This is a genomic window from Paenibacillus sp. UNC499MF, from assembly GCF_900107975.1.
Taxonomy (GTDB): Bacteria; Bacillota; Bacilli; order Paenibacillales; family NBRC-103111; genus Paenibacillus_F.
On record NZ_FNVF01000006.1, the window covers coordinates 177,732 to 202,348 of the forward strand.

20 protein-coding genes are annotated in these 24,617 nt (G+C 51.6%); 11 read left to right on the forward strand and 9 right to left on the reverse strand.

Features of this window, described 5'->3' with window-relative positions; translation table 11 throughout:
* Nucleotides 1-14: 14 nt before the first annotated feature.
* Both C4S74_RS14950 and C4S74_RS14955 read left to right on the forward strand, forming a co-directional pair.
* The gene (locus C4S74_RS14950; protein ID WP_103996253.1) at nt 15-1,298 is read left to right on the forward strand and encodes an MFS transporter; all 1,284 of its coding nucleotides are present in this window, start codon (nt 15-17) and stop codon (nt 1,296-1,298) included.
* 168 nt (nt 1,299-1,466) lie between these two features.
* On the forward strand, nt 1,467-2,459 hold the full coding sequence (locus C4S74_RS14955; protein ID WP_103996094.1) for an HD domain-containing protein: 993 nt from the start codon (nt 1,467-1,469) through the stop codon (nt 2,457-2,459).
* A gap of 94 nt (nt 2,460-2,553) precedes the next feature.
* Here C4S74_RS14955 and clpP read toward each other — a convergent pair whose 3' ends face one another.
* The gene (clpP, locus tag C4S74_RS14960; protein WP_103996095.1) at nt 2,554-3,141 is read right to left on the reverse strand and encodes an ATP-dependent Clp endopeptidase proteolytic subunit ClpP; all 588 of its coding nucleotides are present in this window, start codon (nt 3,139-3,141) and stop codon (nt 2,554-2,556) included.
* A 305-nt stretch (nt 3,142-3,446) separates the two neighbouring features.
* On the opposite strand from clpP, the gene C4S74_RS14965 reads away from it, so the two are divergent.
* The 4 genes from C4S74_RS14965 to abc-f all read left to right on the forward strand — a co-directional run bounded on the left by C4S74_RS14965 (nt 3,447) and on the right by abc-f (nt 7,151).
* Nucleotides 3,447-4,181, forward strand: a complete 735-nt coding sequence (locus tag C4S74_RS14965; RefSeq protein ID WP_103996096.1) for an RNA polymerase sigma factor — start codon at nt 3,447-3,449, stop codon at nt 4,179-4,181.
* Nucleotides 4,182-4,304: 123 nt separating this feature from the next.
* A complete protein-coding gene (locus C4S74_RS14970) occupies nt 4,305-4,583 on the forward strand; it encodes a hypothetical protein (protein ID WP_103996097.1) in 279 nt (92 codons plus the stop codon).
* 144 nt (nt 4,584-4,727) lie between these two features.
* Entirely contained in the window at nt 4,728-4,871 is a 144-nt protein-coding gene (locus tag C4S74_RS27200) for an RAxF-45 family protein (RefSeq protein WP_308458022.1), read from the forward strand.
* Nucleotides 4,872-4,973: 102 nt separating this feature from the next.
* Nucleotides 4,974-7,151, forward strand: coding sequence for a ribosomal protection-like ABC-F family protein (abc-f, locus tag C4S74_RS14975; protein ID WP_103996098.1), 2,178 nt, complete (start codon nt 4,974-4,976; stop codon nt 7,149-7,151).
* 107 nt (nt 7,152-7,258) lie between these two features.
* Here the strand turns inward: abc-f and C4S74_RS14980 are convergent, their stop codons facing one another.
* Nucleotides 7,259-8,806: a sensor domain-containing diguanylate cyclase gene (locus tag C4S74_RS14980; protein ID WP_103996099.1), complete on the reverse strand. Its 1,548-nt coding sequence runs from the start codon at nt 8,804-8,806 to the stop codon at nt 7,259-7,261.
* The gene (locus C4S74_RS14985; protein WP_103996100.1) at nt 8,803-10,869 is read right to left on the reverse strand and encodes an EAL domain-containing protein; all 2,067 of its coding nucleotides are present in this window, start codon (nt 10,867-10,869) and stop codon (nt 8,803-8,805) included. The genes C4S74_RS14980 and C4S74_RS14985 overlap by 4 nt, the downstream gene beginning before the upstream one ends.
* A 194-nt stretch (nt 10,870-11,063) precedes the next feature.
* On the opposite strand from C4S74_RS14985, the gene C4S74_RS14990 reads away from it, so the two are divergent.
* Both C4S74_RS14990 and C4S74_RS14995 read left to right on the forward strand, forming a co-directional pair.
* Nucleotides 11,064-12,464 carry a sensor histidine kinase gene (locus tag C4S74_RS14990; RefSeq protein WP_258042493.1) on the forward strand — a complete coding sequence of 467 codons (1,401 nt, stop codon included), beginning with the start codon at nt 11,064-11,066 and terminating at the stop codon, nt 12,462-12,464.
* 102 nt (nt 12,465-12,566) lie between these two features.
* Entirely contained in the window at nt 12,567-13,250 is a 684-nt protein-coding gene (locus C4S74_RS14995; protein WP_219819059.1) for a PolC-type DNA polymerase III, read from the forward strand.
* A gap of 209 nt (nt 13,251-13,459) precedes the next feature.
* Here the strand turns inward: C4S74_RS14995 and C4S74_RS15000 are convergent, their stop codons facing one another.
* The 3 genes from C4S74_RS15000 to C4S74_RS15010 all read right to left on the reverse strand — a co-directional run bounded on the left by C4S74_RS15000 (nt 13,460) and on the right by C4S74_RS15010 (nt 18,286).
* Nucleotides 13,460-14,821 carry a serine hydrolase gene (locus C4S74_RS15000; RefSeq protein WP_103996103.1) on the reverse strand — a complete coding sequence of 454 codons (1,362 nt, stop codon included), beginning with the start codon at nt 14,819-14,821 and terminating at the stop codon, nt 13,460-13,462.
* Nucleotides 14,822-14,913: 92 nt separating this feature from the next.
* On the reverse strand, nt 14,914-15,357 hold the full coding sequence (locus tag C4S74_RS15005) for a MarR family winged helix-turn-helix transcriptional regulator (protein WP_103996104.1): 444 nt from the start codon (nt 15,355-15,357) through the stop codon (nt 14,914-14,916).
* 181 nt (nt 15,358-15,538) lie between these two features.
* The gene (locus C4S74_RS15010) at nt 15,539-18,286 is read right to left on the reverse strand and encodes a PAS domain S-box protein (protein WP_103996105.1); all 2,748 of its coding nucleotides are present in this window, start codon (nt 18,284-18,286) and stop codon (nt 15,539-15,541) included.
* Nucleotides 18,287-18,601: 315 nt separating this feature from the next.
* Here C4S74_RS15010 and C4S74_RS15015 point away from each other — a divergent pair, with 315 nt between their 5' ends.
* A complete protein-coding gene (locus C4S74_RS15015; RefSeq protein ID WP_103996106.1) occupies nt 18,602-19,339 on the forward strand; it encodes a YheC/YheD family protein in 738 nt (245 codons plus the stop codon).
* A gap of 150 nt (nt 19,340-19,489) precedes the next feature.
* Here the strand turns inward: C4S74_RS15015 and C4S74_RS15020 are convergent, their stop codons facing one another.
* Nucleotides 19,490-20,209 (reverse strand): O-methyltransferase, encoded by a 720-nt coding sequence (locus C4S74_RS15020; protein WP_103996107.1) that lies wholly within the window; start codon nt 20,207-20,209, stop codon nt 19,490-19,492.
* Between the two features lie 115 nt (nt 20,210-20,324).
* Between C4S74_RS15020 and C4S74_RS15025 the strand changes: the two genes are divergently transcribed.
* On the forward strand, nt 20,325-21,230 hold the full coding sequence (locus tag C4S74_RS15025) for a LysR family transcriptional regulator (protein ID WP_103996108.1): 906 nt from the start codon (nt 20,325-20,327) through the stop codon (nt 21,228-21,230).
* 91 nt (nt 21,231-21,321) lie between these two features.
* Here the strand turns inward: C4S74_RS15025 and C4S74_RS15030 are convergent, their stop codons facing one another.
* On the reverse strand, nt 21,322-21,906 hold the full coding sequence (locus C4S74_RS15030) for an SMI1/KNR4 family protein (RefSeq protein ID WP_103996109.1): 585 nt from the start codon (nt 21,904-21,906) through the stop codon (nt 21,322-21,324).
* A 213-nt stretch (nt 21,907-22,119) separates the two neighbouring features.
* Here C4S74_RS15030 and C4S74_RS15035 point away from each other — a divergent pair, with 213 nt between their 5' ends.
* Nucleotides 22,120-22,539 (forward strand): HD domain-containing protein, encoded by a 420-nt coding sequence (locus tag C4S74_RS15035; protein WP_103996110.1) that lies wholly within the window; start codon nt 22,120-22,122, stop codon nt 22,537-22,539.
* 97 nt (nt 22,540-22,636) lie between these two features.
* Here the strand turns inward: C4S74_RS15035 and C4S74_RS15040 are convergent, their stop codons facing one another.
* The gene (locus C4S74_RS15040) at nt 22,637-24,382 is read right to left on the reverse strand and encodes a sensor histidine kinase (protein ID WP_103996111.1); all 1,746 of its coding nucleotides are present in this window, start codon (nt 24,380-24,382) and stop codon (nt 22,637-22,639) included.
* Nucleotides 24,383-24,617 lie beyond the last annotated feature (235 nt).

Below are 24,617 nucleotides of genomic sequence, written 5' to 3' on the forward strand. Positions count from 1 at the left end.
GGAGTTGAAATATGATGTCTTTATTTAAAAACAGTTTGTTTGTCCGCTTTTATTTGTCCAGAACCTCGGCCAACATCGCGGACAGCATTTATTCCATCGTTTTGCTGTATTTCGTCCAGAAATCGACGGCTTCCGTTTCGTTCACCAGCTTTACATTTACCGCTATTTCGGCGGCTTCCATTTTTAGCTTTCTGCTGGGGCCGCTGGTTGACCGGTATTCTCCGTCGCTGCTGGCGAGCATCTCCTTATTTGTTCAGGCCGTGTTAATTTTGGCGGTGCCGTTCCTAATCACTGACGGGGGCGCCAATTTGCTGGCGATACTTGTTCTTGTGTTCGTTGCATCCTGCTTCTCCATGTTATTCTATCCGGCCAACAATAAGATGCTTCCACAGTTGATCAAGTCACCTGACCGAATCGTTAAAGCAAATGCTATGATCTCGTCCACGGATCAATTGATTAACGTGGCGGGATACTTGGTCGGAGCCTCTATAATTTTGCTTCTGGGCATGAAAAATACATTTTATCTGGCTAGCGGAATGCTCTTTCTTTCGGGACTTATCTATATGCAGCTTAAGAAGCAGATGGAGCCGGGGGAGACCTCTGGAAGCGCACCAAGGGGGCCGCTGAAGATCAGAGAGTACTCGAACGAGCTTGTAGAAGGTTACCGGTTTGTCGCGAGCAGCCCGTTTCTCAGAATTATGCTGCCGTTCTTTGCACTAACCAACTTTTCCATGTCGATTCTCATCATTACCGTTCCATCCATGTCGGTCTCATACGGATCGCCGATTTACTACAGCCTGCTGTATGTTGCCTTCTTCGTCGGTATATTCGTAGGGTCCGCTTTGATTAACGTGCTTAGAAAAAACGGACTGATGATCGCTGTATCCTGGCTGCTTATGGGGGCTTCGCTGTATCTGTTCGCGATCGTTCCCGCGCTGTGGATGAAGCTTTCCGCGATCCTTCTGATGGGCATATTTACAGGTATTATTAACGTGCTGCAGACTTCGCTCATCCAGATTATCACTCCTTCAGAGTTGATGGGCCGTGTAATGGCTTTCCTTCATACGTTGTCCAACGCGGCATTACCGCTTGGGGCTTTTATCGGGGGCATTCTTGCCTTGCGTTTCGAGCTGGAAAGTGTTTTATTCATAAGTGCCCTGGTCATAGTCGCATGTGGAGTTCTGCTGCTGGCGTTAAAAGCGGTTAGGACATTCCAGATTCCTTCGGAAATTGCGGGCAAAGAAAAAACGGAAGATGACCTTGCCGGTAAAGGTGCGGTTGCTAAAGAATTTCTATAACAGAACAGCGGCTTATGCCGGTCTTTAGTTGGAAAACGGTCTCTCGCGTTAAAGCGGGAGGTCGTTTTTTATGCACGGGAACAATGCATAATTGTACCCTTTAACAAGTCACCTGACTTATGGTAGGCTCAAATAATAGTAAAGAGTATGCTCTACCGGAGGTGCAGATTGCATATATCAGATCCTATTTACGGAGAGTTTGTGGTGGATGGGCTACTGGAAGAACTTATTCACAGTAATCCCGTACAACGGTTAAAAGGTGTTTATCAAGGCGGTTCGAGCTATCTGGTGAACGAAAAATGGAATGTGACGAGGTACGAGCATTCTGTTGGAGTCATGCTTTTAATACGGCGGCTTGGAGGTTCACTGGAAGAGCAGATTGCCGGTCTGCTTCACGATGTGTCCCATACGGCATTTTCGCACGTGATCGACTATGTATTGGAAAATAGGGAAGAAAACTACCACGAGAAAATATATAAGCAGACGATCGAAGAATCCGAAATTCCTCAACTTTTGAAGAAATACGGTTATAGGTACAGGAACGTGCTCCTGGAAGAATCGCAATGGACGCTTCTTGAACAGCCTGCCCCCGCGTTGTGTGCAGACCGGATCGACTATACGCTGCGGGATCAGTTTCATGAGGAAAAGGTTACGACGGAAGAAATAGAATTGTTTTTGGATAGCTTAATTGCAGTTGACGGAAAAATGGTGCTCACCCGAGTAGGGGCCGCCGAATGGTTCGTTAAAGCCTACTATCGCGAAGTGATCGATTTCTTTATGCACCCTTTGAACGCATACAGCGGCCATTTTTTGACGGAAACGCTAAAAACGGCGTTGGCCCAAAAAGTGATTACCCTTAGCAGCCTGCTTCTGACGGATGGGGAGGTTCTGAATTTGCTGCATGCAGCCGATGAGCCGGATATAAAGCGGCTACTGAATCATCTTCATCGTAATGTACGTGTAAAAGAAGACGTGAACGATTACGACTTGCACATGGTTAATAAAATCAGGTTAATCGACCCGGACGTAGTATGGGGGAATACGTTAATGAAAGCATCCGAAATATCGGAGAATGTGAAGAAATGGGGGGAACAAGCACGCAGGAAATCCGAAAACGGAGTCTATGTAAAAATAGTGTCCGCCGAAATGCCGGTCCTGTAGGTGAGATGCAGAATAAGGGGAGCACAGGCTCTTATCTCATACAGAACCTGTGCTTAAAGACAACATAGAAGCAGAGCTTAGAAACAAATTTTCGTTAAGAAATTGTCGTCACAACCTGATCGATAATCCCGTATTCCTTCGCTTCTTCGGCTGACATGAAATAGTCCCTGTCCATGTCCCGGTCGACTTTATCGACGGGCTGTCCGGTGCGTTCCGAAGTGATCCGGTTCAATCTTTCCCGTATGCCGAGTATCCTTTTGGCGCTGATGGCGATATCGCTTGCCTGGCCTTGAACACCGCCGTGAGGCTGATGAATCATGATCTCGCTGTTTGGCAGCGCGAATCGTTTGCCTTTCTCTCCGGCCAATAAAAGAATAGCGGCAAAAGAAGCGGCAAACCCCGTACATATCGTATGCACAGGAGGCTTGACGAGCTGCATTGCATCGTAAATGGCAAATCCGGCCGACGTTGAACCCCCGGGACTGTTAATGTATAAGCTGATTTCCTTTTGCGGATCTTCGGCTTCGAGAAATAGAAGCTGGGCGATAATGCTGTTAGCTACCTGATCATCGATTGCCGCTCCCAGAAACACGATGCGGTCTTTCAGCAGGCGTGAATAAATATCATAGGATCTCTCACCGCGACTCGTTTGCTCCACGACGTAAGGGACGTAATTACTCATCGTTAAAAACCTCCAGTGTGTTTCGTTATGGCACTTCTCCTTGTAAACGAATGTGTTCCTCCAAAAGATACGAAGGAGAGCAAATAAATTTAAATCCAAAATTAATTTCAAAAGTTGGTGAACCGGCGTATCCTTTTCGGATGTTCGTTCGTTTACTTAATACAACGGCATTGCCGTTATAAAATGAGCCGTTTTGCAAAAGGATTAATAAAACCGGAAAATGACACTCAGAATATAAATAGGTTCATTACAGGCCGGGAGCCGATGCATTCGAACGGCTGCAGGAAAAAAAGGGGGCGATACGGATGGCGGTGGCGGATTACCTATTAAAAGGAAAAGAAAAGGACAGCAGCCGGATCAATCAGCTGCAACAGACGTTAAAAAGGTACTGTCTGTCCATGACGAAGTCGACATGGGATGCGGAGGATCTGGCTCAGGAGACCTGGTTGAGAGCGATCTCTTCTCAAGGAAAGGGACACGGTAACGTAGAAGCCACACTGCTTCGCATCGCAAAAAACGTGTGGATCGATCAATCGCGGCGAAAGCAGGTTTTGGCACGAATTATGAAAAATGAACAGGCGCAGGCATTAACTCGGAATGAGGGAATTTTGAAGCTTCTAGAACTTGAAGAAATCTTTCTCGCTTTAGTTAAGCATTTGCCTCCGCTGCAAAGAACAGTTTTTCTGCTCCGGGATGTGCTCGGGTTCTCCAGTCTTGAGACTGCGGTTAGACTCGGAACTACGGAAGGAGCGGTGAAAGCTGCCCTGCACCGTGCCCGCCAGTCCCTGGAAGCCGTGAGAAGAGACATCGAAACCAGTACGCATGACGCTCCGTCAGAGAACGGAATGAAAGCTTATCTGCGAATGATGGCAGCCGCTTATGAAATGGGGGATATCGCCCTTCTTGTCGAGCTTGCTCAACGTGATGAAGTCGAGCCGGCAGTTGCACTCGGTCTAGCCCAGAATCACATTCTGCGCAGCGGCAGACGCCGTAAGAATGCGGTGCCGCACATACCAGGCAGTCTTAAGATGTCTGCATAACATTTTTTACAGTACAACATCCGCCGCTCCCGCTACGGGCGGGAGCTCCATTGATTTAATTTTTTCCTCTCTAATGTGGTACAATGGCAGTTGGACACCGAATGGACGAGGAGATGGAAATTGATGACGGAGCAGATCAACGAGCAGGAGCTCATAGCTTACATAGCGGGGAAAACGAAAGCGGACCCCCAAAAAATAAAATCCGTGCTGAAATACGAGCAGGATTTTATTAACAAGGCTCACAAAAATGCTAAGGGTGAGGTCGATATCGACAGCGACGATATTGCCGATTATGTGTTAAGTCGGCCTGACATTAAGCTGGATGAACTGACGGTGGACAATATTCTGGATGCCGAAATGGACTATCTCATGGAAAAAGGGATCGCCAGCTATCTGGATTGATAACGCAGCATCTTGGCTTCATGCTAAAGTCTGGGTATTAAAGCCTCAAAAAGAGCATGAGATTATTTGGGAAAAAGAAACTTGCAAACATTGTAAATTTCATGCTAAAGTAAACGTAACTTTAATGATGAGGAGGTGAGGTAGGTGAATCTCGAGAAGGTTAACGACCGTATTAGCCAGCTGCCGATTGCTATGGCTGGCATCGTTCATGCTTTTCCGATCAACGGGAGAAGTCTGTCCATTTTCACGAATACGGTACACCCAATCGCGAGAAGACGCCTACCTTAACCGATACGGATAGTTTTACATCCGAAGAAGGGTCGCGGGCTTATTGCCGCGGCTCTTTTTTGTCGTATGGAAAAGGGTCTTCATTCCTAGGAGGATCCCCTGATGATACTTGTTAACGGTCAACAAATAAAGAAATACCACGCGGCTAATCTCGTTCTGAGTGAAGTCACATTTGAGGTACACGAAGGTGAAAAAATCGGTCTGATCGGTCGGAATGGAAGCGGAAAATCCACGCTGCTTCAGCTTATTTCCCGCCATCAGGTCATAGACGAAGGGATGCTGACCCTTAGAAAAGAGCTGACAATCGGTTATTTGCCGCAAATACCGACGGAGTTTGAAGGACTTACGGTACGTGAAGTGCTCGCTTACGGCTGCCGGCATTTAACAGTCTTTCAGCAGGAGATGACGGCACTGGAACAAGAAATGGCAGAGCCGGATGTTTCGGATGACACGATTCACATGCAGAAACTGCTGGACGCGTACGCGTCGGTTCAGGAACGCTTCGAGCGGGGCGGCGGCTATGAAATGGATGCTGCTATAGACTCCATTGCAGCCGGGCTTCAGATCTTGAAAGAGACATATGCCCGGCAGTTTTCTACTTTATCCGGCGGGGAAAAAACACGGGTCGCGCTCGCTTCCCAACTAATTATGCGGCCGGACCTTTTGCTGCTTGACGAACCGACGAATCATCTGGATTTAAGGGGAATCGAGTGGCTGGAGCAGTTTTTGCAAGGTTATCCCGGAGCTTGTATTCTCGTTTCGCATGACCGTTATTTTCTTGACCGCACCGCCTCCAAAATAATCGAATTGGATGACGGAGAGGCATTTACGTACCTAACAAACTACAGCGGATATGTGAGAGAAAAGGAAGAACGGCTGCTGCAGCAGTTTGCACAGTACCACGAACAACAGAAAGTTATCAAGAAAATGAAGGAGACGATCCGGAAGCTGGAAGAGTGGGGACGGACGGGGGACAACGAGAAGTTTTTCAAGAGGGCGGCCTCCATGCGCAAGGCATTGGACCGAATGCAGGTAATGAAGCGGCCGACACTGGACCAGAAAAGCGCCGATTTCGTCTTGAACCTCCAGGATCGCTCAGGGAAACGGGTAGCGGAGTTCACGGGCGTGTATAAATCGTATGGAGAACGCCCGGTATTGACTGGAGCAGAAGGGAGCCTTCAATATGGCGAGAAAATTGTGCTGGTCGGTGATAACGGAACGGGAAAAACAACTTTGTTTAAGCTGCTGCTCGGTATGGAAGTTCCGGATCGCGGAGAGCTGGAGCTTGGCTCGCGTGTGGAGATCGGCTATATGGCACAGCAAGAGGAGGCCAGGGACCCTAAAAAGTCGGTCCTCGACTACTTCCGGATCGAAGCGCGGGTTGAAGAAGGCGAAGCAAGAGGGATCCTTGCGAAGTATCTTTTTTATGGGACGGATGTGTTTAAACCGGTGAGTATGCTGTCTGGAGGGGAGTGGTCCCGCCTCCGGCTCTCCTTGCTCGTCAGGCAAAAACCGAATCTTCTGCTGCTCGATGAGCCGACCAATCATCTCGATATCGCTTCCCGGGAAGCTCTTGAAGAAGCATTGGAAGAATATCCGGGAACTCTGCTTGCCATATCTCATGACCGGTATTTCATTAATCGCCTTGCGCAGCGGATCTGGGAGCTTCATGGCGGAAAAATAACGAGCTATATCGGCCAGTTTGACGAATACCGGGCGAAGAAACGCGAGCTGGAGCAGGCTGCTGCCGTTCGAGCGAGCGCACGCCGGCCGGCGGACACAGCCCGCGCCGCACAGCGCGCGAGCGAGCAGCCGCCAGCGGAAGCGGCCGCCGCACATCGCACGGGCGAGCTCCCGCCAGCGGGCACGGCCGCCGCACATCGCGCGGGCGAGCAGCCGCCGGCGGGCGCGACCGCCGCACAGCGCACGAGCGTGCCTCCGCCAGCGGGCACGATCGCCGCACAGCGCGCGAGCGAGCAGCCGCCGGCGGACGCGACCGCCGCACAGCGTGCAAGCGTGCTTCCGCCAGCGGGCGCAACTGCCGCGGCCCACGCCGCAGCAAAAGCAGCAGCGGCCGGGACACGGGCAGCCGAGCGGAAGCGGCAGCAGCTGGAAGCCCAGATCGCCGCGCTGGAAGCACAGCTGGCCTCGGCGGACGTGGAGCTGCAGCAGCTGGGCGGCTGTGGCGATACTCAGCTGCTGGAAGCGCGGTGGCTCGAGCGGGAAGAGCTGCAGGCGCGGCTGGACGCGGACATGGCGTCCTGGCTGGAGCTGGACTGACGCCGCGCGGTGAACATCGGGCAGGCCCGTTAAACATCAAACGGCGGAAAAGACCGGAGCTGCGTATGCAGTCTCAGGCTTTTCCGCCGTTTTCATTTGGCAATCCGTCACGAGTAGATCGTAATCCGGTTTCTTCCGTCTTTTTTGGATTGATAGAGGGCATTATCCGCCATTTCAATGATCGTTTTGACGTCGGTATCCCGGCTGTAGGAGAAAGAGACGCCGATGGATACCGTCAAGGGCTGAGCGACCGGACTTTTGCTTCTCTCCACTTTTTCACGCAGCCGCTCTGAAATACGGGTGGCCCGGCCGAGATCGCAGCCCTTCAGCAAAATTCCGAATTCCTCGCCGCCGTAACGGAAGCACAAATCTTCTTCTCTTGAAAAAGCGTAAAGCGTCGAGGCTAAATATTTCAGCACTTCATCCCCGATGAGGTGCCCGTGGAGATCGTTGATTTTTTTGAAATGATCGACGTCCATCAGAATTAGGGTGAATGGAATTTTCCGCTCGGCCCATTCGGCAATGAGAAGGTCGAAAGCTTTGCGGTTGGCTAGTCCCGTCAAACCGTCGGTAAGCGATTCCGCTTTCAGCCGGTTGAGATTGGAATTGATGCTCTGGTACAGCTGCCTGACCTCGTACAGCCCGGAATGAATGCTGGGGGAAGCGGGCACCGTCAGGTTACCCTGGACGGCCGATTCCTCCGAATACCGGGCCAGCGTATAAAGAGGTCTCGTGATCCAGCTTGCCAGCCACCAGGCTACGGTCAGCACTACGCCGAGCAGGGGAAGCGCCTGCATCAGCAGGTGCGAAATCATCTGTTCAAGCGGTTCCTCCAGCACACGGGTAGGCGTCTGGGAAATAATTCCCCAACCGCTTATCGGTTCAAAAGCGTAGCCGGCAAAAAATTCGAGTCCTTCCGAATTTACGATTTTTTGGGAGCCGTTTTTGCCCGCCAGCGCTTTTTGAATGACTTCGTTACTGGAAACAACCTGATAAATCCGTTCTTTGTTGGGATGAAAAATAAGCCGGGACTCTTTATCGACAACATAGACGTAGGAGCCGTTCCCGTAGAAGTGCTCTTTGAGCAGCTTGCTCAGGGCGTTTTCTTCCTCCAGATAAATCGTTCCGCCGACAAAGCCGCCGTAAGAGCCATCTCCCTTAAAAATGGGCGAAGAGACGAGCACGATGAGGCGACCGGTCGTACCGACATAAGGCTCGGAAATAAACGGCTTTTTAAACTCAACCGCACGTTTGGACGCTTCGGACAGCAGCCGCGTGCCTACGACGGCACCGGCATCGGCAGGCAGTGCCACTTCTATGTCCCGCTCATCATCCGCGACAAAAACGGAATTAAAGTACTGCCGGTTAAACGTGAACCACATGTCGAGGTCCTTTTGGGTAAACGACTGTTTTCCCGCTAATTGCGCGATTGAGCCCATACTCGTCTGCATCAGATTGAGCAGGTTGCCCGTGTTGGAAGAAAGCTTCTGGGCATAATGGGAATTGTTTTCCAGATAGCTTGTGGACAGGGACTTCAAGTTGGCCTGATAGGCGGCATATCCGCTTACGGCAGCCGTCAGAAAAGCGGTGGCAACAACGAGAAGACTCAAAATAAGGCGCAGCGTCAGCCCTTTGCGCACGTTTTTTGTTTTCATGGGCGGTTTAGCAGACCTGTCAGGGAATCTGCGGGAAGAGGGCGGCTGAAATAATAGCCCTGCCCTTCGTTACAGTTTTCGCCGAGCAGGTACTTATATTGAAGCTCGTTTTCGATGCCTTCGGCGACCACGTCCATGTGGAGGCTGTGTGCCAGCGAGATGATGGCGGACGCGATCCGTTTCCCGTTCAAATCCCGGTTAATGTCTTCAATGAACGCCCGGTCTATTTTTACTTTATCGAAAGGATATTCACGCAAATAGTTCAGGGAGGTGTATCCTGTCCCGAAATCGTCGATAGAAATGCAAATCCCCGCCTCTTTAAGTTTCAGCAAACTTTCCTTGATCGCATGGACATCGTCCAGCAGAACGCTCTCCGTAATTTCAAGTTCGATCCGGGCAGGTTCAAGCTCCGCCTCCTTCATAACCGAAAGAACATGTTCGGCAAAATAAGGCTGCTGAAGCTGCTTGGTCGATACGTTAACCGCCACTTTGAAGAGATCCGCTCCGGAAGCCTGCCACTTTTTGGCCTGCCTGCAGGCCGTTTGCAGAACCCAGATGCCGATGGGCAAAATAAGGCCGCATTCCTCGGCCACCGGAATAAAATCGGCGGGCGGAACGTACCCGAGCCGGGGGTGTTTCCAGCGGATCAGGGCTTCCATCGCAGTCAGCTTGCCGGTTTTCAAGGACATGATAGGCTGATAAAAAAGCTCCAGCTCGTTTTTGGCCGCCGCCGTTTCCAAATCCCGCTGAATTTGGAGCTTGTAGGAGGTTCTGAGATCCATTTCTTCCGTGTAGACGGTATAAGCGTCCGTACGAAGCTTCTTGGAGTGGTCCATCGCCGTGTTTGCGTGCCGGATCATATCTTGAGCATTTTCCCCGCCGCCCCCGCTGAATGCGACTCCTATGCTGGCCGTTAAGGCTACGGAATGCCCATTCACTACAAAAGGTTCCCGCATCCCGTCGAGGATAAAGCGGATGAGGCGCAGGGCCTCCTCCTGCGGCGTCTCGGGCAGAATGAGGGTAAATTCGTCTCCCGCAAAACGGCTCAATGTATCTGTCAGCCGCAGATGCCCGCGGATGCGGGCGGCGACAAGAACGAGCAGATCGTCTCCCAGCTGGTGACCGTACGAATCGTTAATTCTCCGGAACTGGTTCAAGTTCATGGAGAGGACGGCAAAAGGAAGACGTCCGTCTCTGGAGAAACGGATCGTCTGCTCCAGCCGGTCTTCAAACAGCTTGCGGCTCAGCAGGCCGGTAACCGGATCGGCATAGGCGAACTCCTCCAACTGCGGGACTGCTGCAGTCTGAACGCTCGTATCCCGGGCGATTCCGTAGGTGCCGATGAGCAATCCGTTCATCTTTACCGGAAAATGTGCCACATTTACGGAAATTTTATCCCCGTCTTTACGAATGATCCGCAGGTCTGCGCTTCCCGAAATTCCGCGTTTTGCGTCGTCGAAACGGTCCAAAGCGGATTGCAGGTCACCGGGATCAATGAGAGTGACGAACGCCATTTGGATCAGCTCGTCCTTCGTATACCCTGTCAACGATTCATATTGGGGATTAACGGTTGTAAATCGGCCATGCTCGTCCAGGGAAAAGACGGCGTCCGAACTGTTGGTCAGCAGCGCATTCATTTCTTCACGGGTTTCCTGCAGCTGCAGCTGTATCTTCATCTGCTCCGAAATATCAATCACGGTACAGTATTGAATCTTCTTTCCGTTCACAAGTACAGTCGACGGATGAATTTCCGTATAAATCGATTGTCCGTTTTTATGAAGCTTGCGGATACGGACCGGGACCTGGCGGCCGCCTTCAGGTTCGGAAATAAGCGGGACCGCCAAAAGACGGTCATCCGGGTGAACAAGTTCAAGAAAACCGGTCTTCGACCGGCGTATTTCTTCTGCCTCATAGCCGACAAGCTTGGCGTAAGAGTCGTTCGCGTATATTAAAGCGCCGTTGTCCACCATACAGATGCCGACAGGCGCATGTTCGATCGAGGCTGTAAATAGGGTCCGGTGAACGGGAAGCTCTTCTTGACCCTTTTTAGTTGGAATTTCCATTGGTATCGCTTCTCCTGTGTCAAGGGGCTTGGGTTAACTAGAATCATAGCATTGGACACAATTCGGATTCTACCGGATCAGGAATTTTTGCGTGTGCACGCAACAAATTTGCGTGATCGGTTCATTCCCGGGATGATATATTGACGAAGATGGACATGTACCAAGAAGTTTTGAAGGAGAGTTGAACGTTGCGGATGAAAAGGACTGGGCGCCTTGCGGGTGCCGGATTTACGACCGTTGTGGGAATCGTGTTTTTTCTTTATTACTATTTCGTTATCGGGGATGCCTGGGAGATGCAGGCGGCGGGTGCCGTTGTTTGTACCGTCATCGCTTATTTTCTGGGCGGCTTTTACGATAGAGCCCGCTATTACGCGGCCGAGTTGAATTTGATTAATGAGGAGCTCCATATCAGCAGGGAGCAGCTGCGCCGCAGTGACGAGAGATATTCCGCGCTTCAGGGAAGTCTCGACAATTTTTCGCATGATCTTTTCGGCATTATGAAAATCGCGGAGCTGGAGGCACGGCTGCTGGCCGAAGTGAAGCTGATTTTTCAAATCGACTGCATTTCCCTGATTGAATCTCAGGCGGGTCATTCGTCCTGCTCGGTAAGAGCGGGTACGGGTGAGGTGCCTAAGGCCGTTTTGAACAAAATAAGGCAGCATCAGAGCCAGCAGCTTTCGATCGGCGAAGTTTTCGAATACGAAGAAGGATCTTTTCTGAAAATAGGGGAATTCAAAGGCAGAACGTTCTGGCTCATATTCGGAGAGTTGACGGACAGTACGCGTCTTCCCGTCAAAAGAATTTGGCTGAAAACTCTGATCCGCTACGTTAACGTCGTGTATGAAAATCTCACCGTCATCGAAGACTTATCGGCAGAGCTGAAGCGGACGATGGAGGAACAGGAGACTCCTCCCTGGCTGCTGCGCCTGTTCTTCAGTTTGTCCGAGCATGAACGGAAGCGGCTGTCCCAGGATTTGCACGATGCGGCTCTCCAGGAGCAAATTATCTGGTACCGGAAGCTGGAGCAGCTGCGGACCTCGGGCCTCGGCCCTGACGAGCTTAAAGAAGGTCTCGCTCAAATCGGAGACGGCCTTCTCGACGTGATGTACCAGATCCGCCTGACCTGCAACGAACTCAGGCCTCCTTTTCTTAAAGAGTGGGGGCTTGTACAGGCTCTGGAAGCCCTGTTTGACCACATTCAGCTGCATGCGGACTTTACGATCTATTTCGAAGCGGAGCATTTCAAGGATTATTTGAACGATGAACAGCGGATTGCGGTGTACCGGATTACGCAGGAGCTTATGTCCAATGCGATGAAGCATTCGAAGGCCCAGGAGGTCCATGTTACTTTGACGGGAGGCAAACAGAATCTGCTTCTGTCCTACAGGGATAACGGGATGGGCACAAAAACCATGGAACAGGCGGACAACGGCTTCGGAAGCATGGGGATTTACGGAATACAGCAGAGAGTCCGGAGCCTTCAAGGAGAAATTCAGTGCGTGTCGGACAAGCGCGGCCTCAAGGTGCAGGTAACCATTCCGTTGAAACCGGTTATGCAGGTGATTCCGCTGAACGGAACGTTTGTGTCCCTCTAAAATAAACGGTTTCCGGCGGGCAGACGGGCTTCACGTTATGAGGAGAGGGATGATAAGCGTGACCGTTTATTCCGAAAATTCCATGGATGAAGGGGGAGTATGATGAACATAAGGATGAGAGAAGATCACTATCTGATTTCCGATCTATTTGTTCCCGATCTGCACAGTCAGCCTTTTTGTGTTTTTGACTTAGAGGGAACAGGTATTCATACGGCGGATGATTATGTGACCCAACTGGCGGCGGTGCATGTAGATCAAGAAGGAGCGGCGGGCGACTCATTCTGCAGACCGGTATACACCCCGAAGCCGGTTCCTCCTTTTGTCGAAAAACTGACGGGTATAAGGAACGAAGATCTTGCGGAAGCCCCCGCGTTTAGCGTCATTTATCCGCTATTTCTGGATTTTATACAAAACCGGATCCTCGTTACACAGGCCGGTTATGAATACGATGTCCCGTTATTGCGGCGGCTGTGCCAAGAAAACAGATTGCCTTACCCCGAAAATAGAGTGCTGGACCTCAAGGTGCTGGTTAAAGTCATTCATCCCGAATGGGAAGGGATTGTTTCAACGGATAGGCTGATAAGCTATTACGGAATCGATGCCTCCGGTTATAAAAGACATGACGCGCTCGGCGACTGCCATTTGATTGCCCGTCTGTTCCAGCTCGTTTTGTCGGAGTATAAACATATGAACGTGAATGAGCTTCAGCTAAAAGAACCGCTGAGTATCGCAAGATTCCGCATAGAAGGCATGCATACGGAACCGTATGAAGCGGTATATCCGTAGTAAGGCGGCACGATAGAACGCCCGTCCCCCATAAAAAAGGATTCCTCCGCACCATACGTGCAGGGGAATCCTTTTGGCGTCTTTGCGGCGTCCGCTCGACGCACCGCATACAGCGGCGTACGTTTGGTTGACCGCCGTCAAGTGAAGCCGAGTATCGCGCGCCGAGAGCTTCACGTGATACGGAAAACCCGCTTGACAGCGTACATCCGTTACTTGGCCCGTACGCCCCGGTGTTCGCCGTATTGAAACAGCGTAAGCCCGTCGGCGGGTTTGCCCGCTTTTTCGGCCGCAAACTCAATTTCGATTTGAAGCTCCCGGACAAAGAAACGCGTTTCGGACAGCGGTAAAATCTCGTATTGAGGCTGCCCGCTTAGCTGGATGAATAACTGATCCTGCTCGGGACAGGACGTCACGCTGAGATCGAGTCCCATATCCATCTTGTAAACACCCCGGTACAAGGGATAGACGGCTTTGTCGATCTTCACGGGTTTAAGTTCGGCCGGGACATCAGGGATGGAGTGGGGGAGGCCGAAAAGGATGTTTTCCGCCTCGTTCAGAATCTTCTGCTGAATGTCCAGCTGACGATCCGTGTTGGCCAAATAAATCGTCGTTCTTCCGTGATCCGTGTAACGGGCCAGATTCGTGCTGTAGCCGGGCCAGCCGCCGCTGTGGGAAACAATTTTTCCGAAATGCTCCCTCTGCTCCACGATCCAGCCGTATCCGTACGAATAAGGCTTCTTGTCGGGTAATTTTCCGGAAGTGAAAGCTTCGTCCAGTGTCTTTTTGCTGACAAGTTTCTCCGTATACAGCGCTTGGTCCCAAATCAATAGATCGTGCAGCGTGGAATTTACGGTCCCGTCTCCCTGGATTCCGTCCAGGTATACGACAAAATCGGTCGCAGGCTGTTCGTCGGGGAGGTGATAGCTGCGCGTTTCGAAAGAATATACGTATCCGAAAGCAAAACCCTCCGGCACAGTTCCGGAACGACGCCGGTTATGAATCCGTGTGGAATGCATGCCGAGAGGTTTGAACAGCGTTTCACTCATATATTCGGCAAAGGAGAGACCCGAAATCTTTTCGATCAGCAGGGCCAGTAAAACATACCCGGTATTGGTGTATTCCCAGTTCTCACCGGGCTGAAATTGCAGCGGAGGCTGATGGACATTGAAATACTCCAGAACGTCCCAATTCGTGGCGATTTTAGAACGGTCCCAGTCTTTGATGAAAAGAGGTGTATAGTCGGGCAGGCCGGAGGTGTGCCGCAGAAGGTCCCTCACTGTGATCCCCTTATAACGGAAGTCCGGAAGCCAGCGCTCCACGGAATCATTAAGTGAAAGTTTACCCTGTTCGGCGAGTATAAGAGTACCCATGGCCGTAAAGGTTTTGGAAACGGAAGCGAGTTCGAAAACGGAATGAACGGTGACGGGGCGGCCGCTCTCTCTATCCGCGAGCCCATACGCGCCTTCAAAGACGATTTCTCCATTTTCCGCCGCCAAAAACGCTCCGTTGAAAATTCCTTTCTCCGACATGACGGAAAACAGTTCTTGAAACTCTTTTTGTTTGTTTTGCATGGTAATCCCTCCAATTATCCTATTTATAAAAGAATTAAGATAACGCAACAATTAAGCAGTCTAACATATTAGGCGGAAAGGGACGCGGGACGTCACCTTATTTCAGCTTCGATAATTTTCAGAAGCTTGAACGTGATTTTGCGCAGGGCGCTTAATTCCTCGGGTTCCAGTTTGGAATAAAAGCGTTCCGCGATGCTCTTCTCGACCTTATCCTGGCGTTCGAAATAATCCCATCCGGCTTGATCGAGCTCAACGAGGATTTCCCGGCGATTATTCGGGTTAATTTCTCTCTTAACGTATCCTTCCTTGTCGAGTTTGCCGATGAGCTGACTGACCGCGCTGGAAGTGATAAGCATTAAATCCGCCAATTCTTTGACCGTCAAACGCTTGTGTTTGTGAATGTGTTCCAGAACGACCGCTTGCTTGGAGGTCAGATCTGCCTGCAGGAGTTCGTTGTACTCTTGTAAGAGGAGCAGGTTGGCCGTATATTCGGCCTCGTTAATCTCCTTTACGGTCTGATATAAGCGTTCGTCCATGTCATCACCTTAATTGTTAAGTTAACTTAATCGTTATGCTTTTAGTATATGCGCCGGACGTTCACTTGTCAACACGACCATTTGTCCCGGATGCGAGAAGTCTATTCAAGCCGGCTGCGTGCCTATAAATAAAAAACATCTCCGCCGGGGCGAAGATGCTCATCCTTGTTGTCAAGCTGATTTAATCCTTCTCTTGGTGGGGCTGATAAAACTCATGCGGCGACCATTTCTTCAGCACGCGTTCAACTTCCGGAGCAAATACCGGCTTACTGATGAAATCGTTCATCCCGGAAGCGAGGCACATCTCCATATCTTCCTTCTGGGCAAAAGCGGTCACCGCCACGATCGCCGGACGAGCTGCGTCTCCTTTTAACCGGCGGATGGCCGCGGTCGTTTCGAAGCCGTCGAGCTCCGGCATCTGGAGGTCCATAAACACTATATCGTAGGTGGTGGACCGGACCGCCTGCAGCGCTTCCGCGCCGTTCTCCGCGTAGTCCGCTTCGTATCCGAGCTTCCTGAGCAGAGTAAGGAGCAGCAGGCGGTTTACGGAATTATCGTCGGTAACAAGCAGCTTCATCGGACCGAACTTGGGCGAAGGCGAGCCGCCGCTTTCTCTGCCGCTCACAAGAGCCGGTGCAGGCGTACCGCGCTGCGCGTGTTCCGCGAGGGCATCCGCTGAAGGCGTTTCGCCGGGCAGTTCGAAGGGCAGCACGAAATGGAACGTGGAGCCAACGTTAACCTGGCTGTCGACGCCGATCGCTCCACCCAGCAGCTCGACCAGCTTCTTGCAGATGGCAAGCCCGAGACCCGTACCGCCGTATTTGCGGTTAATCGTCGGGTGAAGCTGGGAGAACGACTGGAACAGCTGGCTCTGCTTGTCGGCAGGAATTCCGATGCCCGTATCCCGGACCAGAAATTGCAACACGGCATCCCTGCGTCCGGGTATTTGATCGAGCTTGGCCGTAAGGGAAACATGACCGTCCTTCTCCGTAAACTTGATCGCGTTCCCGACCAGATTGACGATGATCTGGCGCAGAATGCCTTCGTCCCCGATAAGTGTCGGAGGAATGCTGCCGTCCAGCTCGTACGTCAAACGGATACCGCGTTCCGCGGCTTTCGGCTGAAACAGCTCAACGACATGCTCCATAACCAAGCGGACATCGAAAGGCTCGTGATTAACGACCATTTTGCCGGCTTCGATTTTGCTGAAATCCAGGATCTCGTTCAAGATCCGCAGCAGGGCGTAACTGCTCTGCAAAATGATGTCGGCATAGCTCCGCTGTTCCTCGGTCAGCTCCGTTTCCGCCAGCAGATCCGCCATTCCGATAATGCCGTTCATCGGCGTCCGGATCTCATGGCTCATGATGGCCAGAAACTCGGACTTGGCCTGATCGGCTTTTTCCGCGAATTCCTTGGCCCGTATGATTTCTTTCTCGCCCGTAATATCTTTGAATACGACAACGGCGCCACGGAGCTCCCCGTTATCGATTAAAGGCGTCACGTGATAATCGGCGAGGAAGCTGGAGCCGTCCTTGCGCCAGAACACGGCTTCCTTGTTATGGTACGCGTGCCCCTCCCGGATCGCACGGTAAATGATCTGTTCGTCCTCGGACTGCTGGGCGGGACTGCCGAACGCATTTTGCAGCATCCCGAGATACGGCTTGCCGATAAGTTCCTCGGGGACAAACCCCAGCATGTCCGCGCCGGCCGGATTAATGAACATCGCGTTGCCGGAGGAGTCTACGCCGAAAATGCCTTCCGTCACGGAGTTGAGGATAAGCGTATACTCGCTGCTAAGTTTTTCGATCTGGGCGAGATATCTCTGACGTTCCGTAATATCGATCGTAATCCCGTAGACGCCGACGACTTCGTTATCAACGATGATCGGAATGTTGGTCGAATTGATTTCGACGGGGTGCCCGTCTTTGTGGATGATAGTCAAGTCATAGCTTTGGGGAAAACCCTGCTTGGCGAGCTCGAAGTGGTGAAGCGTTTTGGGCAGGTCTTTGGGTGCGACGATCGGTCCCCAATACATCCCGATCAGCTCTTCCAGCGTATAACCGGTAATTTGCTGCAAGTTCTTGTTGGCGGTCTTGTAATCGCCGTCCAAATTCATCGAATAAACCGCGGCCGGGTTATGATCGAACAACGATTTGTAGCGCTGTTCGCTTTCCTGAAGCTGCTGGTCCGCTTTTTTGCGTTCGGTAATATCGCGGGAGATGGAGATGATCTCATTCACATTCCCGTCTTTATCGTACGTGTAACGGGTGGTCGATTCCAGCCAGACATAATCGCCGTTTTTGCAGCGGAACCGGAACGTTACTTTGTCGCCCCCCGTATGACGGTTCTGTTCCAGAAAATGAAGAACCCTTTCCAGATCATCGGGATGAACGAGCGGAATTGCTCCCTGTCCGACCATTTCTTCCGGTTCATAGCCGAAAATGGCTTTGCAGCTGGGAGACGAGTAGGTCATGGTCGCCTGCCCGTCCGGTTCATGTCTGGAAATCCAGTCCAGCGAAGCTTCCGTGATGAGGCGGTATTGCCGTGCGCTGTCGAGAAGCCGTTCTTCCCGCATTTTTTGCGCCGTCAGATCGACGGCCTGTACCAGAAGAACGGCAGGTTCTCCGGAGTCCGGAGTCAGCGGGGAGAGGCCTATGGCAGCCCAGACGATCCCGCCGGTTTTGGTGACATATCTTTTTTCGATGGAAGAAAGGGAAGGAAGAGGCGCAGGAGATAGCACGATATCTTCCGGATAAGTGATCTGCCTGTCGGAGAGTTCTACCAGCTCGTCCTCCGTATATCCGAGCATGCGGCAAAAGGAAGGATTAACCCGCAGCCAGCGGTCTTCCGTAAGCGAATAAACGCCCATAGCAAACGGCGCATTCTCGTAAGCTTTTTCAAACAACCATTTATCGTCAAAGGGTTTCATGCCAACAGTCTCCTCAGGCTAAGTATTGCCAGATCAGTATACCTCATTTTTACAGGACAATGTAAGGTTTCTTCGGCGCTGTCCCTTCCGCTATAAGGCAGGGTTCCGAAATGTACTGGAACCGAGTATCGATCTATGTTGGATTACACTTTTTTTACTGCCGTTAATCAGCGGATTATAGCTTGCGGGAGCGGGAAATCAGCTCATTTCTAAAGGAAGTCGGAAGAGCAGGAAAAGCCCGATTTGGTATGCGCACAAGCAAGGGCGCAAACATCACATATTCATAGACTAGTGCCATACTTAAAGAGAGGATGAATGGATTTGGGAGGCTATGCGACCAAAAAGAACGTTTCCGATTGTTTGCTGAAGCACGGGAAAATCAGAAGGAACGTTCCGGAAACCCGGTTTTATAGGAAAAGCACATTAAAAGCGATGCTGAGTACGTACAAAATGGTGTATGTAAAGCCGAACAGCGGCACGGGGGGCAACGGCGTTATCCGGGTGGAGAGAAGAAAGGAAGGTTATAACTTTCAGCTTCATACCGCTGTGAGGCGGTTTCGGGATTTTGAAAGCATGGAAAAGGCTCTTCGGGCCCGCACCAAAAAAATCCCGTACGTGATCCAGCAGGGGATTCATCTTCTGCGCCACAACGGGCGGCTCTTCGATTTGAGAATCATGATCCAGAAAAATCCGGGAGGAACCTGGGAAACGACGGGTATGATCGGCCGTACCGGGCATCCCCGGAAAATCGTAACAAATCTATGCAGGGGAGGTTCTTCCAAACCGGTTGAGGTTCTTCTGAAAGGTCATGTGGCGGACAGAAATCGGTACAAGGCTTCTCTGCTGAAGTTAGGACTCGGGGCGGCCCGGCATCTCAATAAGACGTTTCCACGGATTAAAGAAGTGGGGCTGGACGTCGGACTGGACCCTAACCTGCACCCCTGGATTCTGGAAGCGAATCCCCGTCCCAAAATTTCCGGATTCAAAACATTGAAGAATAAAAACATCTACCGGAAAATGCTGCGCTATCAAAAATATTACGGTCACGCCTAGACGGATGACACGGAAAAAGAAGGCCCATCCCGGCCGGGCATTCCTAACCGGCGGGGCGGACCTGGGATGTTGCGCGGAAGTCACTTACGGTGTGCCGACGTAATGCTGCCGCATGTATCGTGCAGCAGCGCGCAACGGCTCCCGCGTGAATCAGGCGGTGACCAGCGCCAGGACAAACCCGTCGTAGCCTTTGCTGCCGACGGTTTGCAGGGCCGTCGCGGTTACCCGCGGTTCGGCCGCGATCAGCTCCAGGAAGGTGCGGACCCCTTGAACGCGCGGATCGGTGCTGTGCGGATTGGCCACTTCCCCGTCGCGGATGACATTGTCCCCGATAATGAGAGTGCCCGGGCGGGAAAGCTTAAGCGCCCAGCGGAAGTAATCGGGGTTGTTCGGTTTATCGGCATCGATGAAGATGAGATCGAACGGCCCTGCTCCTTCCGCGTCAAGCTGCTCCAGCGATCCGAGCGCTTCGCCCACCCGCAGCTCCGCGAGATGGCTTACGCCTGCCCCCCTCAGATTTTGGCGGGCCGTTTCCGCGTGGTGAGGGTCGTACTCCAGCGTGACGATTCGGCCGTCTTCGGGCAGTGCGCGGGCGAGCCAGATCGTGCTGTACCCGCCCAGCGTGCCGATTTCCAGGATGGAGCGGGCTCCGCTAGATCGGGCGAGCAGGTGGAGCAGCTTGCCCTGGTTGGGCGCCACGTCAATGGGAGGGAGGCCGGCTTTGGCGTTGTTAGCGAGAACCTCCGTCATGACGGGATGGGCGGGGACGAGCCAGTCGTTCAGGCACGCATCCACATCCGACCATTTGCTGGACAGGCTTGCTGCGGAAAGTTCATCACGGACTTCGGGAAATTCGTTTGATTGCGTCATAAGGTAAAACTCCTTTCGTATTGGATCTCCTTCTACTGTATGCTGGATTGAATTATAAATAAAATATATAATTATTATAAAATCATAATTTCAAGTTATGGGAAGGGGCGCGGGCATGAATCTTCACGCTTTACGGATTTTTTACGAAACGGCCAAATACGGGAGTGTAACGGGAGCGGCTGAGGCGCTCCGCATTTCACAACCGGCTGTCACATCCCAGATCAAGCGGTTCGAGAACGAAATCGGGATGAGGCTCTTTATGGCCCGGGGAAGAGGAATTTCTTTAACCGATGCCGGCCGGAAGCTGTTGGACTACGCCAGAAAGCTGTTTGCCCTGGAAGCGGAGATGGAAGCCTTCATCGGCGCCTATACGGCGGGAAGAAAGGGAGCGATACGTCTCGTGTCGACTTACCTGCCGGCCAATTTTCTGCTTCCGGCCTGGGTCGCCAAGTTCAAGCGGGACCATGAAGAAGTTGATTTCTTCATCACCACGACGAATTCGCGGAGCGCTTTCGACAGCCTGCTCAATTACGAAGCGGAGATTGCCTTTTACGGGGGAGCGGGTGAAAGGCAGCCCGGCATCCATTGGGAGGAGCTTTTTGAGGACGAGCTGTGGTTCGTCGTGCCTGCCGGTCATAAATATGCCAACGGGCATATCTCGCTGGCCGACATGGTGAAGGAGCCCTTCATTATGAGGGAAGAGGGGAGCTCGACTCGGGAATGGCTCTTTTCCTTATGCAGGGTGCATAACGTGAGCCCGCCCCGGATTGCCCTGCAGTTTAACGGCTTGAATGAAACGATAAGCGCGGTGATGGCCGGGTACGGGACGAATTTTATTTCCTCGCTGGTCGTAAGGGATCATGTGAAGCGCGGCGAATTGGCCCGGGTATACGTAAAGGACATTCGGCTCAAAAATATCATTGCGGTATGTACACGCGCGGATGAGGTTCTCTCGCCCCCGGCGAAGAGGTTTATTCAAATGATTAAAGCCAGCGTAGGAGCGGGTCAAGCCCTGCCTTGAAACAGACGAAACGGAGTGCCGGGGCTCAGGCTCCGCACTCCGCTTTTAATTTTAGGCCGATTGCAGAGCCGTCCGGCCCCGTTCTTGCATTTTAATAATCGATTTCTTCCCAGTCTTCAAGGTTTTTGTTGGAAATATCCAACAGCTCCGTAAAGCTGTCCGCCACATAGTAAATGAAGTCGGGATCATGCACAAATGCAATCACTTGACCCGCCCTGCCCTGCTCGGAAGGGTCGAAATCCAGCATCAGATACAGGCTGCCTCCGGCGAGCTGCGCAACGGGAAGCCATTTACGGCTGCTGTAGTAAGGCCGGATCCGTTTATCAAGCCGAGCGATTTCGTCTTCCTCGAAATGCTCGCTGAGCAGGACGTCCTCGCTGCAGAAATAAGCTTTCACTTTGTCGATTTTCTCCAGAGAAAGCAGATAAAAAGGGGAAATGGCCCCCTCACCGTAAGAAGGGTACAAAATATGGAAATGGTAACCGCAGCCGTTTTTGTGCCGGTAAAATTCCTTGAAATCGTCAGGCAGAGTCACGCCGTATTTCCTTTCCAGGACAGCAAACTGCTCTTCTCCGGCGCCTTCAAGCTTGAGGTAGGTTTCATATTCTTCCTGAAGGTCTTCTCCCACTTTGAGAGGAAGCAGCTGTTCCAATCTTTCGATGTGATGCTTGATCATTCGGGTTCCTCCTGTATCGGTATGAATAAAAGGTTCATTCACAGTATACAGGAAGGATATGGAAGAGGTAAAACGCGTGAAAAAGGCGCCACACCGTGAAGCAATGCAGGGGGGTGAAGAGGACCGTCCTCCGATCGAAAGCGGTGCCGTGTGAATAGGGGACGGAACATGGTATAATTTGGATGAAGCGCAGGATCAGGGAGGAGGCAAAGCATGAGCACCTTGGAAAAAGCGATTATTATAGCCGCCCGGGCCCATTCCGGCCAAACGGACAAAGCCGGCCAGCCGTACATTCTGCACCCGCTCCGGGTTATGCAGAGCGTCCGGACTGCCGATGCGCGCGTCGTGGCTGTCCTTCATGACGTTTTGGAAGATTCGGAGGTAACCGCCGAAGACTTGCTGCGTGAAGGATTCGCGCGGGACATCGTGGAAGCGGTAACCGCTTTGAGCCGGGAGCCGGGCGAGGACTACCTGGACTTTGTCAGGAGAGCGAAGCAAAATTCTCTGGCCCGGGAAGTCAAACTGGCCGATGTTCACGATAACATGGACATGACCCGTATCAAGGAACCGACATCGAAAGACCGTGAAAGAATGCGCAAGTACGAAGCCGCCCTTCACGAATTGAACCGTTAAGCGAAAAAACTCGGCCTGCCGGAAGCGGGCCGAGTTTCTTTTTTTGGTGGAACGCGGGAATCTCAAGTATCTGTTCCTTATCCTACCCCTTGAGGAGTCAGGAATAGATCGGAAGAATGACGGTAAATTGGATGATGTCCGTTCCGGAAATTTCAGCGGAAACCGTGCCTTTGTACCGCTGTACGAGCTGATTGACGATGGCGAGACCGAGGCCTTTGTGAACGCCGTCTTTTTTCGTGGAATAGCCGCTCGTGAACATGGCCTCAAGATCTTTCTCGGACAAGCTTTTGCCGATCTGGTTGGAAAGCTTGAAGACGAGCGTGTTCTCTTCCGTATAGCCGAGCAGGTGGACGTTTCGCTGCTCCACGTCCATTCCGCTAACTTCGTCGAAAGCGTTGTCGATCAGATTGCCCAAAATTTTCACGAGGTCGACGGACTTCAGTCCGGAAATGCTTGTGAGATCGTCCGCCAAGTCCAGCTCGTAAGTGAAATGGATTTTTCTAAGCTGCGACTGTGTAATTTTGGAGCTGATCAGGGAAGCGAGAGCGGGATGGCCGACATGGACAATGCTGTTGACGAGTCTGGTTTCTTCCACGAGCTCTTGGATGTATTTCTTGGTTTCTTCGAACTTTTTCAGCTGGACCATGCAGCTGATAGTCGTCAGATGGTTCGTGAAATCATGATTTTGACCTTTGATCGCGACCATCAGACTGTTCATCTCGTCCGTATAATTTTCTTGAATCGTCTGGGCAACGGCATCCTTCGTGCGGTTAACCCCTTTGTAAATAAAATAGACCATAATCAGGCTGGCAATCGAAACCGAAACGATGACGAGGAAAAAGTTAAGCAGCTGCTTGTTCAAAGAGCTGTGTATATACTCCATGTCATTGACGAGACCGATCACGTAGGGGAACTGGACACGTTCGCTTTTAACCGGATAAAAAATTTTCAGCACGCTTTTACCGTTTATTTTCGTAGGAAAGAAGAGCGGCTTCTCCAGTTTGACGGCCTGTTCGATCAGGTCTGCGTCCTCCGGCGATTTGTTATTGTACTGGCCGAACAAAATTTTGCGTTCGGAATACCGGATGTTTTTGGAGCCGTTCGTCACCGTGTAAAAGCTGGGGTCGTCATCCGGTTTGGAGAAGGTGCGGGGATTGAACCCCGTTATTTCAAGCAGGTTTTTGTTATTTTTTAACGTCTCGGCGACGATAAATTCCGAACCGTCGTTCTGATCGAACCTTTCGATGAGCGTGCTGTTCATCGTCGGGTTAATGACGTAGTCGGTCGTCCCGTCGTAATAGAAGCCGAATTTGTTTCTTTTGGAATCGGGATTGGAGGCGGAACCCGATATTTTACCGGCCCAGAAGCTCGCGAGGGTCGTGCCTTCGGATACGGTAACCGGTTCCAGTCTGAATAATTGTTCCAGCGCAATCCGGTAATTGCCCCAATATTTTGCGTTCAAATTAATTTCCTTGGGATCTGAGGAACGGACACTGACGATCTCGTCTCCGATCTGGGCGAACAAGGTGAGATTGCTTACGTTATATTTGACTCTGAGCTCCGCCAGCATGCTGTTGTCGATATCCTGGTAACGGGGAGGAAGAGCGGCTTTGACGCCGAGGGCTACTTGCCTTAACGAATCGGACAATAGCTTGTCCCGGGTCTGAGACGAGTATTCCACGTGGTCAATGCTTAACTGAATTTGCTGGGAAAGAGAAAACAATTCCGTTTCCATATTGGCCGTCAGCGATTTTTTGGTGGAATAATAAAAGACGCTGTCATTGATTAGCAGAATGGCCATAATAACAGCTAAAAAGAGCGCGGATAATCGTTTAATCGACATTTTCTGATTCCCTTCGAACGTATAGTTCCTTCATCATTCTAAGTTATTCGCCCCGGTTCTACAATATCAAAAACTGGGTTAGTTCACACAACGTAGGAGCGGGAAGCAAAGATGCGGGAAGACGGGAGCCCCGTTCGCTGCGGAAATGCCGTTCGGGACCGCCGTTTTATTGAACGAAGGTCAGTCAAGAGGTGTATACGAATGTAAATAGGAGTATATGGCAGCCCGTCAGCGC

What these genes read in the sequence shown, in the direction of transcription:
- C4S74_RS15020 (WP_103996107.1), bottom strand. Translation starts at nt 20,209, where the DNA reads ATGACGCAATCAAACGAATTTCCCGAAGTCCGTGATGAACTTTCCGCA.
- C4S74_RS14980 (WP_103996099.1), bottom strand. Translation starts at nt 8,806, where the DNA reads ATGAAAACAAAAAACGTGCGCAAAGGGCTGACGCTGCGCCTTATTTTG.
- C4S74_RS14965 (WP_103996096.1), top strand. Translation starts at nt 3,447, where the DNA reads ATGGCGGTGGCGGATTACCTATTAAAAGGAAAAGAAAAGGACAGCAGC.
- C4S74_RS14985 (WP_103996100.1), bottom strand. Translation starts at nt 10,869, where the DNA reads ATGGAAATTCCAACTAAAAAGGGTCAAGAAGAGCTTCCCGTTCACCGG.
- clpP (WP_103996095.1), bottom strand. Translation starts at nt 3,141, where the DNA reads ATGAGTAATTACGTCCCTTACGTCGTGGAGCAAACGAGTCGCGGTGAG.
- C4S74_RS15035 (WP_103996110.1), top strand. Translation starts at nt 22,120, where the DNA reads ATGAGCACCTTGGAAAAAGCGATTATTATAGCCGCCCGGGCCCATTCC.
- C4S74_RS15030 (WP_103996109.1), bottom strand. Translation starts at nt 21,906, where the DNA reads ATGATCAAGCATCACATCGAAAGATTGGAACAGCTGCTTCCTCTCAAA.
- C4S74_RS14970 (WP_103996097.1), top strand. Translation starts at nt 4,305, where the DNA reads ATGACGGAGCAGATCAACGAGCAGGAGCTCATAGCTTACATAGCGGGG.
- C4S74_RS14990 (WP_258042493.1), top strand. Translation starts at nt 11,064, where the DNA reads ATGAAAAGGACTGGGCGCCTTGCGGGTGCCGGATTTACGACCGTTGTG.
- C4S74_RS15040 (WP_103996111.1), bottom strand. Translation starts at nt 24,382, where the DNA reads ATGTCGATTAAACGATTATCCGCGCTCTTTTTAGCTGTTATTATGGCC.
- C4S74_RS14950 (WP_103996253.1), top strand. Translation starts at nt 15, where the DNA reads ATGTCTTTATTTAAAAACAGTTTGTTTGTCCGCTTTTATTTGTCCAGA.
- C4S74_RS15015 (WP_103996106.1), top strand. Translation starts at nt 18,602, where the DNA reads ATGGATTTGGGAGGCTATGCGACCAAAAAGAACGTTTCCGATTGTTTG.
- C4S74_RS15010 (WP_103996105.1), bottom strand. Translation starts at nt 18,286, where the DNA reads ATGAAACCCTTTGACGATAAATGGTTGTTTGAAAAAGCTTACGAGAAT.
- C4S74_RS14995 (WP_219819059.1), top strand. Translation starts at nt 12,567, where the DNA reads ATGAACATAAGGATGAGAGAAGATCACTATCTGATTTCCGATCTATTT.
- C4S74_RS15000 (WP_103996103.1), bottom strand. Translation starts at nt 14,821, where the DNA reads ATGCAAAACAAACAAAAAGAGTTTCAAGAACTGTTTTCCGTCATGTCG.
- C4S74_RS15005 (WP_103996104.1), bottom strand. Translation starts at nt 15,357, where the DNA reads ATGGACGAACGCTTATATCAGACCGTAAAGGAGATTAACGAGGCCGAA.
- C4S74_RS15025 (WP_103996108.1), top strand. Translation starts at nt 20,325, where the DNA reads ATGAATCTTCACGCTTTACGGATTTTTTACGAAACGGCCAAATACGGG.
- abc-f (WP_103996098.1), top strand. Translation starts at nt 4,974, where the DNA reads ATGATACTTGTTAACGGTCAACAAATAAAGAAATACCACGCGGCTAAT.